Below are 20408 nucleotides of genomic sequence, written 5' to 3'. Positions count from 1 at the left end.
AAGAGGAAACCGCCGTCACCGCCCTGGCCCGCATGCACACCCTCGGCCTCACCATCGACTGGAACGCCTACTTCACCGGACACAACCCCCACCGGGTCGACCTGCCCACCTACGCCTTCCAACGCGACCGCTACTGGCTCGACGCACCGACCGCCACCGGCGACCTGACCTCGGCGGGCCTGGGAACCGCCGGACACCCACTGCTCGGCGCCGCCCTCCCCCTCGTGGACAGCGACCGCCTCGTCCTGACCGGACGACTGTCCGTCCAGTCACAGCCATGGCTCGCGGACCACGCCGTCTCCGGAGCGATCCTCTTCCCCGGCACCGCGTTCCTGGAACTCGCCGTCCAGGCCGCCGACCGCGTGGGCTGCGACCGGGTGGAAGAACTCACCCTGGAAGCACCCCTGGTACTCCCCGAACACGGCGGCGTCGTCCTCCAGATCACCGCGGAAGCCCCCCAGAACAACGGCACCCGCCCGATCACCATCCACTCCCGACCCGAGAACACCAACCCCGACCAGCCCTGGACCCGCCACGCCAGCGGCGCCCTGGGCATCGATGACGGCACCGCACCCGCCATCGGCCCCGACCTGGGTGTGTGGCCCCCGGCGGGTGCGGAGCCCGTCGAGGTCGGCGATCTGTACGAGCGCTTCGCCGAGGCCGGCTTCGGCTACGGCCCCGCCTTCCAGGGGCTGCGGCACGTGTGGGTGGCCGACGACGCCGTGTACGCCGAGGTGCGGCTGCCCGAGGAACAGCAGGCGCCCGCCGGTGCGTACGGACTGCACCCGGCCCTGCTCGACGCCGCGCTGCACGGCATCGCCCTCGGCTCGCTCATCGACAGCGGCGAGGGGGAGGGCCGGCTGCCGTTCTCCTGGACGGGCGTGTCCCTGCGGGCCTCCGGAGCGACGGAACTGCGGGTACGGATCGGCGTCGCGGGCACCGACGCGGTGTCCGTGGCGGTCGCGGACTCCTCCGGCAGCCCGGTCGCCGCCATCGACGCGCTGGTGCTGCGCAGGATGTCGGCCGCGCAGCTCGGGGCCGCCCGGCCGACCGGGCACGAGGCGCTGTTCCGGGTCGACTGGCCGTCCGTGCCGGCCCCGGCGCAGTTGCCGGGGCCCACCAGGCTGGCCCTGGTCGGACCGGACGACCTCAAGCACCTGGAGGTCCTGGAGGACCTCGGGTTCTTCCTGGAGTCCTACACGGACCTGGTCGCGCTCACCGGTGCCGTCGCCTCGGGCAGTTCGGCCCCCGCGATGGTGCTCGTCCCGTGCCCGTCCGCACCGGACGGCGCCGAGTCGGTACGGACCGCCACCCGCCGTGCTCTGTCCCTGGTGCAGTCCTGGCTCGCGGACGAGCGGTTCGCGTCGTCCCGGATGGTGTTCGTCACCCGGCGGGCAGTCGCCACCGCCCCCGGTGAGGGTGTGTCCGATCTGGCCAACGCCGCGGTCTGGGGCCTGGTCCGCGCGGCGCAGTCGGAGCATCCCGACCGCTTCGTCCTGGTCGACGTCGACGAGGACGAGGCGTCCGGCCGGGCCCTGGGCGCGGCGCTGCTGTCCGGCGAACCTCAGCTGGCGGTGCGCGGCGGCGAACTCACGGTGCCCAGGCTGGCCAGGGTGACGTCCGTTCCGCAGACCGGCGCGCCGGCCTGGAACGCCGACGGCACCGTTCTGATCACCGGTACGGGCCTTCTGGGCGGCCTGCTCGCCCGGCACCTCGTCCGGCAGCGGGGCGTCCGCCGGCTGGTGCTGACCAGTCGGCGCGGCCCGGCCGCCGAGGGTGCCGAGGCTCTGCGGGCCGAACTCACCGGGCTCGGCGCCCAGGTCACCGTCGCCGCCTGCGACGCCGCCGACCGCGAGGCGCTGGCCGCGGTGCTCGCCGCGATCCCCGCGGACCATCCGCTGACCGCCGTGGTGCACACGGCGGGCATCGTCGACGACAGTCTGGTCGACGGGCTCACGCCGGAGCGACTGGACACGGTGCTGCGGCCGAAGGTGGACGCCGTGCTGAACCTGCACGAGCTGACGCGCGACCAGGACCTCGCCGCCTTCGTGGTGTACTCCTCGGCGGCCGGGGTGCTGGGCAGTGCGGGCCAGGCCAACTACGCGGCGGCGAACGCCTTCCTGGACGCGTTCGCGCACAGCCGGCGCGGCCAGGGGCTGCCCGCCACCTCGCTCGCCTGGGGGCCCTGGGACGAACTCAGCACCATGACCGCCACGCTCGACGCCGGCGACATCGCCCGTGCGGCCCGCGCCGGTGTGGGCGGGCTGTCGTCCGAGGAGGGCCTGCGGCTGTTCGAGACGGCGCTCGGCCTGGAGGACCCGCTGCTGGTGCCGATCCGGATCGACACCGCGGCGCTGCGGACCGGTACTTCGGGCGTCGCCCTTCCCGCCGTGCTCCGCGGCCTGGTGCGCACCCCGGGCCGCCGGACCGTGGCCACGGCCGTGTCCGGCGACGGCGGCACGGGCGGACCGTCCCTGGCCGGGCGCCTGGCGGCGATGCCGGAGGCCGAACAGCTCGGCGTGCTGATCGACCTGGTGCGGGTCCAGGTAGCCGCCGTGCTGGGCCACTCGGGGCCGCAGTCGGTGCCCGAGGACCACCAGTTCATGGATTCCGGCTTCGACTCGCTCACCGCGGTCGAGCTGCGGAACCGCCTGAACGCCGCCACCGGGCTGCGACTGCCCGCCACCCTGGCCTTCGACCACCGCACCCCGGCCGACCTGGCGGAGCGGCTGCGCCGCGAGCTGGCCGAGGCGCCGGCCGCCACGGGCCGCGCACCGGAGTCGCCGGCAGCCGCCCAGGCCGCCGCCGAGGGCGGTTCGGCGACGCTGAGCTCGCTCTACATGGGGGCCTTTCAGCGTGGCAAGTGGGGAGAGGCGTTCGACCTGCTGCGGGCCGTCGCCGCGCTGCGGCCGCAGTTCAGCTCCTCCGCCGACCTCGACAAGCCGCCGACGCCGATCAGGCTCGGCCGGGGCGAGGCACCGACCCAGGTGTTCTGCCTCCCCTCGTGCCTCGCCCTGGCCGGACTGCACCAGTACGCGCGGTTCGCGTCGTCCTTCAGGGGACTGCGCGACGTGTCGGCGCTTCCGCTGCCCGGATTCGTCCGGGACGAGAGCCTCCCGGCGACCATGGACGCCGTCGTCCAGGCCCAGGCGGCGGCCGTCGCCGAGGCCGCGGACGGTGCCCCGTTCGTCCTGCTCGGAACGTCGGCGGGCGGCTGGTTCGCCCAGGCCGCGGCAGGCCGGCTCGAAGACCTGGGCATCCGGCCGGCCGGTGTCGTCCTGGTGGACACGTACGTGCCCAAGAGCAACTTCGTCAACCAGTTCGGGCTGGCCCTGATGGACGGCATGACGGAACGCGAAGGCACCTTCGTCGCGATGGACGACGACCGGCTGACGGCGATGGGCTGGTACCTCGACATCTGCAAGGAGTGGGAGCCGCGGCCCGTCGACGCGCCCACCCTGCTCGTCCGGGCCGAGGAGCCGCTGGCCGGCGGCAACACCCAGGCCGCCCCCGAGAAGTGGCGCTCCTACTGGGACCTGCCCCATGACGTCGTCGACGTCCGGGGCAACCACTTCAGCGTGATGGAGGACCACGTCGCCTCCACCGCGGCCGCCGTCGAGGCCTGGATCTCGGCCCTGCCGCCGCAGGACGACGCCCGGTGAGCGCGCTCGCCGGCGCACCTCCGCGCGGGACGCGGTTCGCATTCGACCAGTACCGGCACGGCCGGTAGAGACCGAAAGGGACACCTACGACCATGGCACCGCCGAACAACGACGACAGCCTGTGGCTGCGCCGCTTCCACCCCCAGCCCGACGCCACGGTGCGGCTGATCTGCTTCCCGCACGCCGGAGGATCCGCGAGCTTCTTCTTCCCGATGTCGGAGGAGATGTCCTCGGGGATCGAGGTGATGGCCGTCCAGTACCCGGGACGGCAGGACCGACGCTCCGAGCAACCCGTCGAGAGCGTCCAGGGGCTGGCCCGGGAGATCTTCACCGTGCTCACCCGATGGACGGATCTGCCCATCGCGCTCTTCGGCCACAGCATGGGCGCCAGCGTGGCCTTCGAGGTGGCGCGGCTGCTGGAGCAGGAGTCCGGCATCGTGCCGGCCGCCCTGTTCGCCTCCGGCCGGAACGCGCCGTCCCAGCACCGCAGCCACGAGATCCACCTGCTCGACGACAACGGCATCGTGGCGGAGCTGCAGCGGCTCAGCGGCACCGACTCCCGCATCCTGGGCGACCTGGAGCTGCTGCGCTTCGCGCTGCCCGCGATCCGCAGCGACTACAAGGCCGCGGAGACCTACCGCTATGTGCCCGGCCCCCCGCTGCACTGTCCCATCGTGGGACTCGGCGGCGACGGCGACCTCCGCGTCGCCGTCGAGGAGGTGGCGGCCTGGGGCGACCACACCTCCGGGACTTTCGAGCTGCAGGTCTTCCCCGGGGGCCACTTCTACCTCAGCGACCAGAAGGCCGCTGTCGTCAACACGGTGTGGGATTTCCTCAGGGCCCGTAACACGATCACGGTGCTGCCTTCGCGAGTCGCCGGCGGATGAATGCGCAGGCGAGAGACACGACGGTCCGCTCCACGCCGTAGTGAAGCCCCCGTCAGTTGAATTCCGGCTGAACTCAACTCCCGCCGCGTAAGGGGTCGGTAGGGGTTGTCGCCAGTCTTCGATTCAGCTTTGCTGAACCCGCGTAACGGGACCCTAGGAAAGAAGAAACACTCATGCGCGTGCTATTCGCCACCGTCTCCGAGAAATCCCACCTGTACACCATGGTCCCGTTGGCGTGGGCGTGCGCCGCAGCCGGCCACGAGGTGAGGGTCGCCAGCAACCCCGCCCTCACCGAGGCCATCGCCCGCACCGGCCTCACCGCGGTGTCCGTCGGTACGGACCACAACCTGCACGAGATGTTCGCCATGCACCACGACCAGCTGGAGAACGAGATCTCCGACTGGTCGCAGCCGTACGCGGACCAGCAGACCTGGGAGAAGGTACTCACCAAGTACCGGATGAGCGTCCAGTTCGCCTACCGGATCTACAACGACTGCATGGTCGACGACATGGTGGCGCTCGCCCGGGACTGGCAGCCGGACCTGGTCATCTGGGACCCGCTCACCTACGCGGCACCGGTGGCGGCCCGCGTGGTCGGCGCCGCCCACGCGCGCATGCTGTGGGCGGTCGACATCTACTCCAAGATGCGCTCGGTCTTCCTCGAACTGATGGAGCAGCAGCCGGCGGATAAGCGCGAGGACCCCCTGGCCGCCTGGCTGACCGAACTGCTGGCCCGCTACGGCTGCGACTTCGCCGAAGAGGTCACCACCGGCCAGTGGACCATCGACCAGATCCCGGACAGCCTCCAGCTGCCGCTGGACGTGAAGCGCGTCCCGGTGCGCTGGGTGCCGTTCAACGGTCCTTCGGTGGAGCCCGCCTGGGTCCGCGAGAAGCCCCAGCGGCCCCGGGTCTGCCTGACCTCCGGCATCTCCTTCGGGGCGCTGGGCGGTTCCTTCGTGCCCATCCAGGAGATCCTGGACGCGGTCGCCGACCTCGACATCGAGCTCATCGCGGCGCTGCCCGCGGAGGTGTCCGCCGGGCTGGAGCGGGTGCCGGACAACGCCCGCCTGGTGGACTTCGTACCGCTGCACACGCTGCTCCCCAGCTGCTCCGTGATCCTCCATCACGGCGGCTTCGGCTCCTGGGCGACCGCACTCGTCAACGGCGTGCCGCAGTTCATGGCCCCGATCCGGTTCGCGGACTGGTGGTCGAAGGCGACCGCCCTGGAGGCCTCGGGCGCGGGCATCTACACGCACGCCGGCGAACTCACCGCCCAGGGCGTGCGCGAGGGGATCGAGCGGCTGCTCGGCGAGAAGTCCTTCCAGGAGTCCGCCGACCGGCTGCGGGCGGAGATCCTGGCGACGCCGAGCCCCGCCGAACTCGTGCCGGTACTCGAGAAGCTGACCGCCGAGCACCGCTCATGACCGTACGGAAGCTGGCCGTCGACGGAGCCTACGCGTTCACGCCGGCGGTCCACCCCGACGAGCGGGGGACGTTCTGCGCGAGCTACACCGAGTCCTCCTTCGTGGCGGCGGTCGGGCACCCGCTGCGGCTGGGGCAGTACCACAACAGCGTGTCCCGGCGCGGCACGGTCCGCGGGATCCACTTCGCCGATGTACCGCCCGGGCAGGGCAAGTTCGTCACCTGCACCCGCGGCTCGCTGCTCGACGTGGTGGTGGACATCCGGGTGGGCTCACCGACCTTCGGGCAGTGGGACTCCCTCGTGCTGGACTCCGGGAAGCGCGAAGGGGTCTACCTCGCCGAGGGGCTCGGGCACGCGTTCATGGCCCTTGAGGACGACACCGTGGCCGCGTACCTCTGCTCGACCGAGTACAACCCGGCCGCGGAGCACGAGATCGATCCCTTCGACCCCGCGCTCGGCCTCCCCTGGCCGGACGGCATCGCGCCCCTGGTGTCGGACCGGGACCGCGACGCGCCCACCCTGCGGGAGGCCCGGCAGGCCGGCGCACTGCCGGACTACGGCGTGTGTTCGGCGCGCTACGCTGAACTACGCCGCAACTGACACGGCGCCACCATGGCAGCTCCACCGGCCGGTTGATTTCCCGCGGCCGTCCGGTGGAGCGGCGCCGTTCACCGGACGGAAGGCCTCCGATGGTCGCATCGGGTGGTCGGGCACGGGTATGCCCGCCTCCGGCGGCACAGACGAAGGAATACCGGTGGAGAAAGAAAGAGTAGGCATGCCGGCGATCGAGGTCCAGAAACTCCGGAAAACCTACGGCGACCACGTCGCCGTGGACGACGTCTCATTCGTCGTCGAAGAGGGCGAGATATTCGGCATTCTCGGCCCCAACGGCGCGGGCAAGACGACGACCGTGGAATGCGTCGAGGGCCTGCGCAGGTACGACGGGGGCAAGGTCTCCGTCATGGGGCTCGACCCGCACCAGGACAAGGAGCAGCTGCGGCAGCACATCGGCATTCAGCTCCAGGAGAGCGAACTGCCGCCCCGGCTCAAGGTCTGGGAAGCGCTGCAGATGTACAGCACCTTCTACCGCGACCCGGCCGACTGGCGGAGCCTGATCACCGACTGGGGGCTGGAGCAGAAACGCGACAGCCGGTTCGGGCAGCTGTCCGGGGGCCAGAAGCAGCGGCTGTCCATCGCCCTCGCGCTGGTCGGCAACCCACGGATCGCGGTGTTCGACGAGCTGACGACCGCACTCGACCCCCGGGCCCGGCGGGACACCTGGGAGCTGATCGAGCGGGTCCGCGCCCAGGGCGTCACCGTCCTGCTGGTCACCCACTTCATGGAGGAGGCCGAGCGGCTCTGCGACCGCATCGCGGTCATCAGGGAAGGACGGCTGGTGGCCCTCGACACCCCGGCCGGCCTGATCTCCGCCGCCGACACCCAACAGCGCCTGCGCTTCACCCCCTCCGCCCCGCTGGACGACACCCTGCTGACCGCGCTGCCCGAGGTCACGTCGGTGACCCGGACCAACTCCCGGGTGACGGTGACCGGCACGGAGAACCTGGTGTACGCGGTGGTCTCGGCCCTCGCCCGGCACGGGATCGTCCCCGGCGAACTGCGTCTGGAACAACCGACGCTGGAGGACGCCTTCGTGAAGCTCACCGGTTCGGCGCCGGGCCACTGACGCCGTGCCACGACCGACCGACGCCGGGCCGCACCGGCCCCAAGACGACCTGCTGCCGGCCCCTGCGGCAGCCACCCCGACCGAAGGGCGGCCGCCGGCCGCCAGGAGGACACGCATGACCGGGCGCTCCCAGCTCACCCTCGTCGAGACGAAGCTCTTCCTCCGCGATCCGACCGCGGTGTTCTTCGTCATCGCACTGCCGCTCGTGCTGCTGCAGATCTTCCACATCATCACCGGCAACTCGGACGACACCCCTGCCAAGAAGGCGGCGATGGCGGCGTTCGTCCCGGCCATGGCGATCTCGATGTGCCTCACCATGCTGTCGCTGAACCTGCTGCCCACCACCCTGGCGACCTACCGGGAGAAGGGCATTCTGCGCCGGATGGCGGCCAGCCCCGTCCACCCCGTCAACCTGCTGCTCGCCCAGCTCGTCATCAACCTGGCGACCGCCGTCCTGGGGGCGCTGCTGGTCCTCGGTGTCGGACGGCTCGCGCTCGACACGGCGCTGCCGGAACAGGTGCCCGCCTTCCTGCTGACGTTCTTCCTCGGCGCCTGGGCACTGTTCTCGGTCGGCCTGGTCGTCGCCGCGGTGGCGCCGGGAAGCCGCGCGGCGACCTCGATCGGCCTGTCGTTGCTGTTCCCCAGCCTGTTCTTCGGAGGGGTGTTCCTCCCGAAGGAGCAACTGCCCGACACCGTCTCCACCATCGGGGACTACACCCCCCTCGGCGCCACCCTGCAAGCCCTGCGGGACTCCTGGGAAGGCCACTGGCCGCAGACCCTGCACCTGGTCGTCCTCGTGGTCGTCGGCACCCTGTGCAGCGTGCTGGCGGCCAGGCTGTTCCGCTGGCAGTGACCCGCCGGCAGTGAGATGGGACAGGACCCGGGCCGGCCTCCGCAGCGCACGCGAGGCGGAGGCCGGCCCGGGTCTCCCCCGCACGCACAGTCGATCGCTGATCAATGGACGGCCGCAGCCTCAGAGAACCAGTAACGGTAAAGGAATCACTGATGGAGTACACCTACCTCGGCCGCACGGCCCTCCAGGTGAGCCGGCTCTGCCTGGGCACGCTGAACCTGGGGGTCCGGGCGACCAGGGACGAGAGTTTCGAGATCATGGACCGCGGCCTGGCCCGCGGGATCAACTTCTTCGACACCGCCAACCAGTACGGCTGGCAGGTCCACAAGGGCTTCACGGAGGAACTGCTCGGCGAGTGGTTCGCCCAGGGCGGTGGCCGCCGCGACCAGGTCGTGCTCGGCACCAAGGTGTTCAACCCGATGAGCGACCGCCCCAACGACGGCGGCCTGTCCGCCCGCCACATCATCGCCTCCTGCGAAGCCTCGTTGCGCCGGCTGCGGACCGACTGGATCGACCTCTTCCAGATGCACCACATCGACCGCCACGCCCCCTGGGAGGAGGTCTGGCAGGCGATGGAGATGCTCACCCAGCAGGGCAAGGTCCGGTACGTGGGCTCGTCCAACTTCGCCGGCTGGCACATCGCCGAGGCGCAGGAGGCCGCGGCGCGCCGCAACTTCCTCGGCATCGTGTCCGAGCAGTCCGTCTACAACATGGTCACCCGCTACGTGGAGCTGGAACTCATCCCGGCCGCCCAGCGGTACGGGGTGGCCGTCCTCGCCTGGTCGCCCCTGCACGGGGGGCTGCTGAGCGGCGCGCTGCGCAAGCTGGAGGAGGGCACCGCCGTCAAGACCGCGCAGGGGCGGGCGATGGAGGCGCTGGAGAAGCACCGCGACGCCGTCGCCGCGTACGAGAAGCTGTGCGCCGGCATCGACGCCGACCCGGCCGAGGTGGGCCTGGCCTGGGTCATGTCCCGGCCCGGGATCACGGCCCCGGTCATCGGCCCGCGCAGCACCGGTCAGCTCGAGAGCGCCCTGAACGCCCTGGACCTGAAGCTGACGGACGAGCTGCTGGCCGAGATCGACACCCTGTTCCCGCCCGTCGGCAACGGCGGGCCCGGCCCCGAAGCGTGGGCGTGGTGAATGCCCTCGCGACCCGCGTCGCGCGCTCCGCGCACGCGGCCGACAGCTCCACGGTCACGCTGTCCGGCTTCCACGACTGGCTCGACGAGCGCCGCCGGGCCGATGCGTCGAGGATCGAGCGCATCCCGTTCGCGGCCATGCGCGGATGGGGCTTCGAGCCGGGTTCGGGCAACCTCGTCCACGACAGCGGTCGGTTCTTCAGCGTCGAAGGCCTGGACGTCAGCATGCCGGGCCGCGCGGTCGAGACGTGGACCCAGCCGATCCTCAACCAGCCGGAGATCGGCATCCTCGGCGTCATAGCCAAGGAGTTCGACGGTGTGCTGCACTTCCTCATGCAGGCCAAGATGGAGCCCGGCAACTGCAACGGGCTGCAGCTCTCGCCGACCGTGCAGGCCACCCGCAGCAACTACACCCGGATCCACCGGGGCGCGGCCGTCCCCTACGTCGAGTACTTCCAGCGGCCCGGGCGGTACCGGATCCTCGCCGACGTGCGCCAGTCCGAGCAGGGCTGCTGGTTCTACCGCAAGCGCAACCGCAACATCATCATCGAAGTGGACGAGGACATCGAAGTCCTGGACGGGTTCCACTGGCTGACCCTGAGCCAACTGCATCAACTGCTCGTCGTCGAGGACCTGGTCAACATGGACTCGCGCAGTGTCCTCGCCTGTCTGCCCTTCCCGTTCCACGGATGCGGTGTGGGCGACGCCGGCCCGCACGCCGTACCCGTCGGCACCGACCTGCTCAGCTGGATCACCGAGGCCCGCACCCGGTACGACCCGTGCGCCGCGCGCATCCCGCTGAACAGGGTGCTCCACTGGCAGCGTTCGGCGGACCGCATCTCCCACGAGACCGGCGGATTCTTCAGCGTCATCGCGGTGGACGTCCAGGCCGGCGGCCGCGAGGTCCGCAGCTGGTCCCAGCCCATGATCGAGCCGCACGGCACCGGCCTGTCGGCCTTCCTGACCCGACGCGTCGACGGCACCCTGCAGGCGCTCGTGCACGCACGCGTGGAACCGGGATACACCGACGTCCTGGAGCTCGCCCCCACCGTGCAGTGCACGCCCGAGAACTACACCCATCTGCCGGCCGCCGCCCGGCCGCCGCTCCTCGACCAGGTGGCCGGGGCGCCGCCCGAGCGGGTGCTCTTCGACTCGGTCCTCTCGGAGGAGGGCGGGCGTTTCTACCACGCCCGCAACCGCTATCTCGTCGTCGACGCCGACCCCGGCCTCCGCGACGCCGATCCCGGCCCCGACTACCGCTGGATCCCGGTCCCGGAACTCGTCGGGCTGATCCGGCACAGCCACTACCTCAACATCGAGGCCCGTACGCTGATCGCCTGCCTGCAGAGCGTGGACGCTCCGACGGCGCTGCGGTAGCGGGCGGACCGCTCCCGCTGCCGCCCGCCGCCCCACCCGGGCCTTCTCCGGTGCTGTGCCGAGGGCTCGCGGGACGCGAGCCCGTGCATGGGTGGGGTGGCGGGCCGCGGCGCGGTGTCAGTCGGTGCCGAACAGGGTGCGGGCGAAGTACTGGGTGTCGAAGAACTCGCGCATGACGGTGATCCGCCCGTCCGCCACCGTGAAGAGCGCGCTGATGTGGATGAGGTACGGTGCCCCGGTCCTGGTCGTCGAGTGCGAGACGCACTCGACCGCGACCTGGTCCCCCTCCGCGATCACGTGTTTGACGTCGACCGAGTAGTCGGCGTCGGGAGCGAAGCGCTCGCCCATGGGCACCATGAACCTCTCGATGACTTCGGCCGGACCGTGCCAGGCCCCCGCCACCGGGTGGGTGCCGGGGATGTGGAAGACCGTCTCCGGGGAGAGCGTCTCCAGCAGCACGGTCAGGTCCTTCTCGCGCAGTGCCTGGAGGTACCGCAGGACCACGCTCTTCGCGTCGGGGGCGGCCGGCCGGCTCGTCACTGTGTTCCGATCGTGAACAGCTTCGGGGTGAGGGCGCGCTCGAAGGGGGCCATGAGGACCGACACGGGGGCGAAGCGGAGGTAGGCGTCGCGCAGCGCCCGCTGCACGGGCTTGTCCAGTTGCTCCACCGCGCCGAGCCGGCGGGAGACCTCGACCATTTCCCGGGTCCGCTCCCGCCGCAGATCCTCGTAGGCGCGCAGCGCGGCCACCGGGTCGGAGAGCGCGCTCAGGCACTGGGCCAGCACCACGGCGTCCTCCATCGCGCTGCTGCCGCCCTGGCCGAGGCTGGTCAGCATCGGGTGCGCCGCGTCCCCCAGCAGGGTCACCGGTCCCTCGCCCCACTGCTCCAGGAACGGACGGTCCTGGGCCGGTACGCCGACGATGGTCTCGGCGGGGGTGACCCGGATCGCCTCGCGCACCTCGTCGGCCCAGCCGGCGAAGGCCCGGACGATCTGTTCCTTGTCCCCGTTCCAGCTGCGGGCGGATTCCGCGGACATGTTGGCCGTTCCCCACCAGTAGACCCGGCCGTGGCCCACGTCGTGGAGGCCGAAGCGGCGGCCGAGACCCCAGTAGTGGGCGTTGAGACCCTGGGTGAACTTCGGGTGCTCGAACGGGGTCACCGCCAGCCAGCAGATGAAGCCGCCGTCGGTGGGCGCTCCGGCACCCGTGCGCTGGCGGCGGATCGCCGAGTTGATGCCGTCGGCCCCGATGAGGATGTCCCCGGTGTCCTCCCGCCCGTCCTCGAAGCGGACCCGGACGCCGTCCTCGGTCACCTCGTACTCCGTGGCGGTCGCGCCCACCTCGATCGGGCAGTCGCCGAGCGCGTCGAGCAGCGCCGCCTGCAGGTCGCCCCGGTACATGGCGACGCTCGGGGCGCCGATCCGGTCACAGGCGTCCTTGAACGGCAGGGACCGCAGCAGCCGGCCCCGGCTGTCCAGGAGATCGCTGCGCAGCAGGATCCCGCCTCGTTTCTCCAGGCCGAGGTCGATGTCCAGGGCACGCAGCGCGGCCAGCGCGTTGGTCATCACGGAGATGCCGAACCCGGCCGGTCGTATCTCGTGTGCGCGTTCGTACACCACGGCCTCGATGCCGACGCGGCGCAGGGTGACGGCGGCCGTGAGGCCACCGATCCCCGCCCCGATGACAAGAGCCTTGCGGCGTCTCGTGTGCTGTGTCATGTCACTCTCCTTCGGATACGGAAGGGCTTGGCGGAACGGGGCTCGACGGAGCAGAGCCCGGCGGAGCAGAGGTCGGCGGAACGGGGTCGGAGGTGCCCGCCCGGGCCAGCGCGGCCACGATCCCGGCCACCTCGCGCACATGCGGCTCCTCCATCAGCGTGAGGTGGTCGCCGGGCACCGCGACGACCTCCACCACCCCGCCGGTCATGGAGTGCCAGCCGTTGGCCGGGTCCTCGTACCGGGTGCCCGCCGTGCTGTGCATCGGCAGGAGCACCTGCGGCAGCGGCTCGGTCGCCCGGAGCACGGTGATGTCGACGGACGCGGCATCGGGCTGGTACGTGAGCGTGGACCGCCAGTGCGCCGCGTACATCTCGAACAGCCGGCGCACCAGGGCCCCGTTGCTGTCCGCGGGCAGCACCCCCAGGTCGGCGGCGAATCCGGCGATGAACGTGAACTTCTCTTCGAGAGTGGTGAGTTCTTCGGGGACGTCCACCTTCGGGGCGTCGCCGCCGCGCCCCAGCAGCAGCAGTTCCCAGAAGAACCACCCGAGGAGCGCGTCGTCGGAGTACGCCACGCGCCGGGATTCCGGGCCGAGCGCGACGGTGTCCAGCAGGATGACCTTGCCGACCTCCTCCCCCGCCGCCCGGAGCTGGCGGGCCATCTCGAAGGCGACGAAGCCGCCGAAGGACCAGCCGCCGAGGGTGTACGGGCCTTCCGGCTGGACGCGCCGCATGGCGGCGATGTAGCCGGCGGCGATGCCGGGTATCGAGTTCAGCGGTGTGGTGCCCACATCGCCGCCGGCGGCCTGGAACGCGTACAGCGGCTGGTCCTCGGGCAGGTGCCGGGCGAAGGGGATGTAACACAGCACGTTGCCGCCCATGGGGTGGACGAGGAACAGCGGCCGCCTGGTACCGGCCGGGCGGATCGGTACGAGCGGATCGAAGCGCGGTGCGGTGGCACCGGACCGCAGCAGCTCCGCCAGGGCGGCCACGGTGGGTGCGGCGACGAACGCGGAGATGGGGACGGTGACCCCGTACCGCTGCTCGATCAGAACGACGAGCCGCATCGTGGTGATGGAGGTGGCGCCCAGCTCGAAGATGGAATCGTCGACCCCGATCCCCCCGACGCCGAGCAGTTCGCCGATCACGGCCGCGAGGGCGCGTTCCAGCGCGTCGCGGGGTGGCGTCGTGTCCCGCGGTACGGGCCGGGTGAGGGGCAGGGTGCGCAGCGCCTGGTCGTCGCGTTTGCCGCTCGGGGTCAGCGGCATGCGGGGCAGCCACTCGAAGTGCGTCGGGACCATGTACGGCGGCAGCGTCGTGTGCAGTTCCTCCCGCAGCCCGCGCAGGTCGGTCCGGTCGGCGGAGCCGACCAGGAAGGCGACGAGCGACATCTCCCCGGCCGCCTGCTCCCTGGCCACCACCGCGGCCTCCTGGACGCTGACGGCCGGGTGCCGGGCCGCGACGCGGCCGATGGCCAGTTCGGTCTCGGCGGGTTCGACGCGGTAGCCGCGCACCTTGACCTGGGCGTCGGAACGCCCCGCGCAGACGATGGCCCCACCGGGGAGGACGAAGCCCAGGTCACCGGTGCGGTACGCGATCCGGTGCGTGGTGCCGGTGCCGGTGTCGGTGTCGGTGCCGGTGTCGGTGTCCGGGGGGAGAGCGGCGAAGCGTTCGGCGGTCAGCTCCGGGTCGCCGAGGTAGCCGTCCGCGAGACAGACGCCGGAGATGTGGATTTCGCCCTGCACGCCGACCGGCACGGGGCGCCCCCGCCCGTCCAGTACCCGGACCTCGGCGCCGTCGATGGGGCTGCCGATCGGAGCGAGCGCGGGGAACCCGGCCGGATCGCCCGTCATGGTGTGGCTGGTCACCACGTGCGACTCGGTTGGACCGTACTGGTTCTCCAGGAGCGCTCCGGGCAGGGTGCCGAGGAACCGGCGGATCGCGTCGGTCACCCTCAGCTGCTCGCCGGAGGAGATCACCACGCGGAGCCGGCGCGGGGCGAGCCCGTGGGCGACCGATGCCTCGGCGAGTTGCTGGAGGGCGACGTACGGCAGGAAGATCCGTTCCACCCCGTCCGCGTCGAGCAGCCGCGACAGGGCGGCCATGTCCCGGCGCTCGGACTCGGAGACCACCCGCAGGGTGCCGCCGGAACAGAGGGTGGAGTAGATCTCCTGGAAGGAGACGTCGAAGCTGAGCGGCGCGTACTGCGCCGTGACGCCGCCGACGGCACCGCCGGCCTGCCGGGTCTGCCAGTCGATCAGGTTCGCCAGGGAGCGGTGCGGCATGGCGACGCCCTTGGGCCGGCCCGTGGAGCCGGAGGTGAACAGGATGTACGCGAGGCTGTCGGGATCGAGGGGGCCCGGCGGCAGAACGGCGGGCACGGGCTGGTCGGGCGCTTCCTGCTCGGGCGCGGGCCGGTCGGAGAAGAGCGACTCCGCCGGGAGGACCAGGCCGGGGTCGGCGACGAGGTGGGCACGGGAGTGCTCCGCGATCACCCGGAAGGGCCGGGCCTGTTCCAGCATGGTGGCGAGCCGGGCCCGCGGATAGCTCGTGTCCAGCGGGACGCTCGCGGCACCGGCCCTGGCGACACCGAGGATCACGGCGATCGCCTCCGGCGACCGGTCCATGGCGATCCCGATCCGGGCACCGGGCCGGACGCCGGTCGCGAGCAGCCGCCCGGCCACCCGCTCCGCGGCCCCGTCCAGCTCCCGGTAGGTCCACTGCCGGCGCTCCCCGCCGCTGCCGGCCATGACGGCGACGGCGTCCGGGGTCTCGGCGGCCTTCCGGCCGAAGAGCCCCACCACGTCGGCCGGCGCGACGGTGCCGCGGCCCGCCCGGGAGGGCGCGGCGGGCAGGAAGTCGTGCCCGGGGGCCTCGTCCGGATGCGTGACGATGCGGTGGAGCACGTCCGCGTACGTGTCGGCGAAGAGCTCCGCCTGCGCCGGGGTGAACGTGCGGCCGTCGCCGTCGACCCGCAGCCCGAGGCGGCCGTCGACCGGGTCCGTGAAGGCGTTGACCAGCAGCTGGAAGTTGGTCTCCTCCCAGGCCAGGAAGGACTCCAGCCGGACCTCGGGCAGCCGCAGCACGTCGGAGAGCACGTGGAAGTGGACGTAGTTGAAGGCGGTGTGGAGCACGGTGGCGCCGCCGAGGTCCTCCTGCATCGCGCTCAGCGGATAGTGCTGATGGGCGTGGCCGGAGCGTTCCTGGTGGAACAGTGCCCGCACGGCTTCGAGCCGGCTGCCCGGGGCGGGACGGTCACGGCCCTCCAGCCGTACGGGGACGGTGTTCAGGAAGAGCCCGCTCATGCGGTCCGCGCCGTCCCGCTCCGGCCGGCCGTGGGTGATCAGCCCGACGGTGAGGTCCCCGTCGCGTGGGGAGAACACCTGCAGCGACTGGCAGTACGCGGCGAAGAGGACCGACTTCACGGGTACCGCGTGCCGGCGGGAGAACGCGCGTACCCGCTCGGCCAGTTCGGCCGGGAGCACGGCGTGGTGCACGACCGCCCGGCCACCGCGGGGCGGCTCGGCCGGGGCGAAGCCGTCGAGCCGCAGGGCCTTGGTGCCGGCGAGCACGCCCGCCCAGTGGTCCCGCGCGTCCCGGTCCGCGAGCGCCGCGCGCTCGGCCCGTACGTGGTGGGCCGGGCTCGGGTGCGGACCGGGCGGGACGGGGCCGATGTCCGCCCCGGCGGAGTGCAGGTAGTCCCGCAGGAGCTCGCTCAGGAGGCCCGCGACACTGCCGCCGTCCAGCAGGGCGTGGTGGAAGCTGAGGACCAGGTCGACGCCGCTCTCGCGGACGTGGGCCCGGAAGAGGTACAGCGGTGCCTTCCCGAACCGGTACCGGTGGAACCGGCGTTGCTCGACATGCTCCCGGACGGCCGCGTCGGCCTCGTCGGGCCGGAGCCCCCGCAGGTCGACGGTCTCCAGGCCACCGGTGATGCCCGGGTGCACGACCTGCATCGGTTCCGCGCAGCCGCCGAGGTCGAAGGAGGAGCGGAGCGCGGGGTGCCGTGCGACCAGACGGTCGAAGGCCTGCCGGAAGCGGTCCTCGTCCCACGCCATCGCCAGGCGGTACTGGAACACGTCGTGGTAGACGGCGGAGTCCTCGTACTGGCGGCTGTGGTAGACGAGGCCGAGCTGCAGCCGGGTGAGCGGGAAGGCGTCGACGGCGCCCTCCAGCCGCGCCCGGTCCACCCGCGACACGAGTTCGAACGGAGCCGGTTCGGTGTCGGCCCCGGTGTCGGCGACCGTGGTGGCGCGGGCGGCGAGTGCCGCCACCGTCGGATGCCAGACGAGGTCGTTGAGCGCGAAGTGGATGCCGCGCCGCTCGGCCAGCGCCCGGATGCGGATCATCAGGATCGAGTCGCCGCCGAGGGCGTAGTAGTCGTCGTGGACGGAGATGGGCCCCGTGCCGAGCACCTCGGCCCAGATCCCGGCGAGGACGGCCTCGGCCTCGGTACGGCGGGAGGGGTCGTCCTCCCGCCGGTCGGAGCCCGGCTCCGGGTCGGGGAGCCGGTTCCGGTCGGCCTTGCCATTCGGGGTCAGCGGAATCCGGTCGAGCGGGACGAGCCGGGCCGGGAGCATGAACTGCGGCAGGATCCCGGCCAGTTGCTCACGGAGTCCCGCCGGGTCGGGGGCGGGATCGCCGGCGACGTAGTACCCGGCCAGGAAGGCCCCCCCGTCCGGGCGGGTGCGGTGCACGACGACGGCGTCACGCACGCCCGGAAGCCGCGAGAGGGCGTCCTGGACCTCGCCGAGTTCGACCCGGTTGCCACGGATCTTGACCTGGTCGTCCACGCGGCCGAGATATTCGAGGTTGCCGTCGGCGAGCCGGCGGGCGAGATCGCCCGTACGGTACAGCCGGCCGCCGGGCACGAGCGGCTCGGTGCGGAACTTCTCCCGGGTCAGTTCCGGGCGGCCGAGGTAGCCGCGGGCGAGCCCGACACCGCCGATCCACAGTTCGCCCGGGACACCGACCGGTTGCGGCGTCCCGTTGGGAGCCATGACATACAGGTCGGTGTTGTCGATGGGGCGCCCGATCGGGACCCTGGCGACGGGCCCGGCCGCTCCTCCGGGGCACTCGTACACCGAGACGTCGACGGTGGCCTCCGTCGGGCCGTACAGGTTGACGAGTACGGGCGGTTCGCCCGTCTCCCCGCCGGCGCCGAAGACCCGGTGGAACTGCTCGACCCGCGCCGGAGGCAGCGCCTCGCCGCTGCAGAAGACCCGGCGCAGCGTCCGGGCGCCGCCGCGGAGGCCGGGGTTCTCCTCCAGCAGGTCGAGGAAGGGGCCCAGCATGGACGGCACGAAGTGCAGCACGCTGACGTTGCGGTCCGCGATGCTCCGCAGGATCTGCCGGGGGTCCTTCTCGTCGCCCGGCGGCAGGAGGGCGACCCCCGCGCCCTCGATGCCCCACCAGAAGAGTTCCCACACCGATACGTCGAAGGAGGCGGGTGTCTTCTGCAGCAGAACGTCGCCGGTCCCGATCGGGTAGGCCCGCTGCATCCAGGCGAGCCGGTTCACCACGGAGTGGTGTTCGACCATCACGCCCTTCGGCTGCCCGGTCGAGCCGGAGGTGTAGATGACGTACGCGAGAGCGCGGCCGTCGCCGACCGGCTCCAGGGGGCCCTCCGGACCGTGCAGAAGGTCGTCGGTCCGGAGCACGGGGGCGTCCGTCGCCGGGAGGTCCGCGTCCGCGTCGACCAGCACGACCTTCGCCCCGCTGTCCGCCAGCACGAAGGCGACCCGCTGGGCGGGGTATCCGGGGTCGACGGGAACATAGGCGCCACCGGACTTGAGCACGCCCAGCACGGCGGCCAGTTGACGGGGGCTCCGCTCCATGAGGACGGCCACCCGGTCGTCCGGGCCGACACCGCGGGCTCTCAGCGCGCGGGCGACCTGGTTGGCGCGGGCATCGAGCCCGGCGTAGGTGAGCACGCCGCCGTCCGCCGCGAACACCGCGGGCTGGTCGGGCACCCGCGCGGCCCGCTCCTCGAACAGGCCGTGCAGGGTCTTCCCGGCGGCGTACGGCACCCGCGGACCACGGGCGAGGCGCAGCATCGTCTCCTGCTCGGAGTCGGTGAGCACCCCCAGTTCCCGGGCGGGGCGTTCCGGCTTTTCGAGCCCCTGGGTGAGGAGTTCGGTGAGATGCCCGGCCACCGAGGCGATGGGGAGGTCCGCGTCGAACACGTCCAGGGCATGGTTCAGGTCGATGGTCAGATCCGTCGTACCGGGGAAGACCGTGACGTTGACGGAGAGCGCCTCCCGGTCGTGCGGCGGCGCGAAGTGCCGGGCCGGCGCGATGTCGACGCCGTCCAGCCGGGTCAGCTGCTTCAGCGGCAGGTACGAGAACGTGACGTCGAAGAGCCTGCGCTCACGGGTCCCGGTGGCGGCGGTGAGCCCCCGTAGGGCCTCACCGGCCGGCAGCCGCTGGTGCTCCTGCAGCGCCGCGATCGATTCCTGCACGTCGGCGACGATGTCGGCGAGTGCCTTGTCTTCCGGTACGTCGATCCGCAGCGCGTGCGTGGTGGCGTACAGCGTGACCACCGCCAGTTCGTCCCTGGTCCGGCGGTTCAGCAGCGGCACCCCGACCACCGCGTGATCGGTCCGGTGGACCCGGGCCAGGTAGACGCCGAGTGCGGCCAGCAGCCAGGTGAAAGGCGAGCCGCCCTGCTTCTTCATGCGCTCGACGAGGTGGGCCTCGACGGTGAACGAGTGCTGGCCGAAGCCGGGACGGACCGGCGTTCCGGGCCCACCGCGCGCCGGAGCCGGGGCCTGGGTGGTCGCATCCGGTCGGCGGGGGAAGAAGGCCGGCTCCATGCCGGAGAGTGCGGCGAGGTGGAAGGAGTGGTCCTTCTCGTGGTCCGGGGAGGAGAAGTACGCGGCGCGTTCCCGGGCCACGGCCAGGACGGACGGTGCCGGTCCGGGGGTCGGGGGCCGCTCTCCCCTGCTGCGCCGGGCGTAGTCCTTCAGGATCTCGTTGCGGAGACGGTCGGCGGCCCAGCCGTCGACGAGGAGATGGTGGAACGTGATGTGGAGGTACTGGACGCTGTCGCTCTCGCGGAGCACCGCCGCTTCGAAGAGCGGGCGGTCGAACAACGGGAACGGAGTGGCTCTCGCGGTCTCGCGCCAGGCGCGGCACGCCGCGGCCGGATCGGGTTCCCGGGCGAAGTCGATCAATCGGACGACGGATTCCCCGGGCTCCGTGCCGGGGTGATCGGCCAGCCACTGTAAGGGGACGCCCTCGCGTTCGTCGAAACGCAGCCGGAAGGTGTCGTGGCGCTCCAGCGCGCGAACCATGCACAGCCGGAGAAGTTCGAGGTCCATGCGGCCGGTGAACCTCTGGTACATGGCCGTGACGAATTGCGGGCTGCCCGGCGACTGGGCCTCGGCGGCCCAGATGTCCAGTTGATAGGGCGTCAGTGGGCGGGGTTCGGTGGGCGCGTCGTTTTCCGGCGGTGGCACGGTCGATTCGGGCGGACTCTGCGAACTCATTACTGCATCCCCCTGCCTGTTGGTCAACGTCTTCACGGTCCGTTACACAGGTGAGCAAAGGTTTGTCGCGAGGCGGTCGACGATCCGGCGGCCGGACAAGGAAAAGCCGCCTGCGGCGAGCACCGGCGACGGTCGGCACGCTCGGCACGGGTGGAACACCGCACGGCGGCCGCAAAG

Annotated in this window: 11 protein-coding genes; 8 read left to right on the top strand and 3 right to left on the bottom strand. The window is 71.9% G+C overall.

Annotated features, from left to right (window positions below):
- The 8 genes from AB0P06_RS21265 to AB0P06_RS21230 form a co-directional block, all read left to right on the top strand.
- The coding region (locus AB0P06_RS21265) for a type I polyketide synthase (protein WP_363609498.1) at positions 1-3662 on the top strand (3662 nt) is incomplete at its 5' end.
- A gap of 92 nt (positions 3663-3754) precedes the next feature.
- Positions 3755-4549 (top strand): alpha/beta fold hydrolase, encoded by a 795-nt coding sequence (locus tag AB0P06_RS21260; RefSeq protein ID WP_363609496.1) that lies wholly within the window; start codon positions 3755-3757, stop codon positions 4547-4549.
- Between the two features lie 173 nt (positions 4550-4722).
- The gene (locus AB0P06_RS21255; protein WP_363609494.1) at positions 4723-5973 is read left to right on the top strand and encodes an activator-dependent family glycosyltransferase; all 1251 of its coding nucleotides are present in this window, start codon (positions 4723-4725) and stop codon (positions 5971-5973) included.
- Positions 5970-6572, top strand: coding sequence for a dTDP-4-dehydrorhamnose 3,5-epimerase (gene rfbC, locus AB0P06_RS21250; RefSeq protein ID WP_363609492.1), 603 nt, complete (start codon positions 5970-5972; stop codon positions 6570-6572). The genes AB0P06_RS21255 and rfbC overlap by 4 nt, the downstream gene beginning before the upstream one ends.
- A 175-nt stretch (positions 6573-6747) precedes the next feature.
- Positions 6748-7656, top strand: coding sequence for an ABC transporter ATP-binding protein (locus tag AB0P06_RS21245; RefSeq protein ID WP_363609489.1), 909 nt, complete (start codon positions 6748-6750; stop codon positions 7654-7656).
- A gap of 115 nt (positions 7657-7771) precedes the next feature.
- Positions 7772-8509 carry an ABC transporter permease gene (locus tag AB0P06_RS21240; protein WP_363609487.1) on the top strand — a complete coding sequence of 246 codons (738 nt, stop codon included), beginning with the start codon at positions 7772-7774 and terminating at the stop codon, positions 8507-8509.
- Between the two features lie 152 nt (positions 8510-8661).
- The gene (locus AB0P06_RS21235) at positions 8662-9648 is read left to right on the top strand and encodes an aldo/keto reductase (RefSeq protein WP_363609485.1); all 987 of its coding nucleotides are present in this window, start codon (positions 8662-8664) and stop codon (positions 9646-9648) included.
- The gene (locus AB0P06_RS21230; RefSeq protein WP_363609483.1) at positions 9645-11024 is read left to right on the top strand and encodes an NDP-hexose 2,3-dehydratase family protein; all 1380 of its coding nucleotides are present in this window, start codon (positions 9645-9647) and stop codon (positions 11022-11024) included. The genes AB0P06_RS21235 and AB0P06_RS21230 overlap by 4 nt, the downstream gene beginning before the upstream one ends.
- Positions 11025-11141: 117 nt before the next feature.
- On the opposite strand, the gene AB0P06_RS21225 is transcribed toward AB0P06_RS21230, so the two are convergent.
- The 3 genes from AB0P06_RS21225 to AB0P06_RS21215 are packed head-to-tail and all read right to left on the bottom strand — an operon-like array spanning position 11142 to position 20231.
- Positions 11142-11564: a nuclear transport factor 2 family protein gene (locus tag AB0P06_RS21225; protein WP_363609481.1), complete on the bottom strand. Its 423-nt coding sequence runs from the start codon at positions 11562-11564 to the stop codon at positions 11142-11144.
- Positions 11561-12742, bottom strand: coding sequence for an FAD-dependent monooxygenase (locus AB0P06_RS21220; RefSeq protein ID WP_363609479.1), 1182 nt, complete (start codon positions 12740-12742; stop codon positions 11561-11563). Before AB0P06_RS21220 ends, AB0P06_RS21225 begins: the two co-directional genes overlap by 4 nt.
- A 1-nt stretch (position 12743) precedes the next feature.
- Positions 12744-20231 carry an amino acid adenylation domain-containing protein gene (locus AB0P06_RS21215; RefSeq protein ID WP_363609477.1) on the bottom strand — a complete coding sequence of 2496 codons (7488 nt, stop codon included), beginning with the start codon at positions 20229-20231 and terminating at the stop codon, positions 12744-12746.
- Positions 20232-20408 lie beyond the last annotated feature (177 nt).

This window comes from Kitasatospora sp. NPDC088351, assembly GCF_040685575.1.
Lineage (GTDB): Bacteria > Actinomycetota > Actinomycetes > Streptomycetales > Streptomycetaceae > Kitasatospora.
This window is presented reverse-complemented; position numbering and strand designations above follow the sequence as displayed.

Excerpts from the sequence above, each read along its gene's own strand:
- AB0P06_RS21260 (WP_363609496.1), top strand. The coding sequence starts at position 3,755 with ATGGCACCGCCGAACAACGACGACAGCCTGTGGCTGCGCCGCTTCCAC.
- AB0P06_RS21255 (WP_363609494.1), top strand. The coding sequence starts at position 4,723 with ATGCGCGTGCTATTCGCCACCGTCTCCGAGAAATCCCACCTGTACACC.
- rfbC (WP_363609492.1), top strand. The coding sequence starts at position 5,970 with ATGACCGTACGGAAGCTGGCCGTCGACGGAGCCTACGCGTTCACGCCG.
- AB0P06_RS21245 (WP_363609489.1), top strand. The coding sequence starts at position 6,748 with ATGCCGGCGATCGAGGTCCAGAAACTCCGGAAAACCTACGGCGACCAC.
- AB0P06_RS21240 (WP_363609487.1), top strand. The coding sequence starts at position 7,772 with ATGACCGGGCGCTCCCAGCTCACCCTCGTCGAGACGAAGCTCTTCCTC.
- AB0P06_RS21235 (WP_363609485.1), top strand. The coding sequence starts at position 8,662 with ATGGAGTACACCTACCTCGGCCGCACGGCCCTCCAGGTGAGCCGGCTC.
- AB0P06_RS21220 (WP_363609479.1), bottom strand. The coding sequence starts at position 12,742 with ATGACACAGCACACGAGACGCCGCAAGGCTCTTGTCATCGGGGCGGGG.
- AB0P06_RS21215 (WP_363609477.1), bottom strand. The coding sequence starts at position 20,231 with ATGAGTTCGCAGAGTCCGCCCGAATCGACCGTGCCACCGCCGGAAAAC.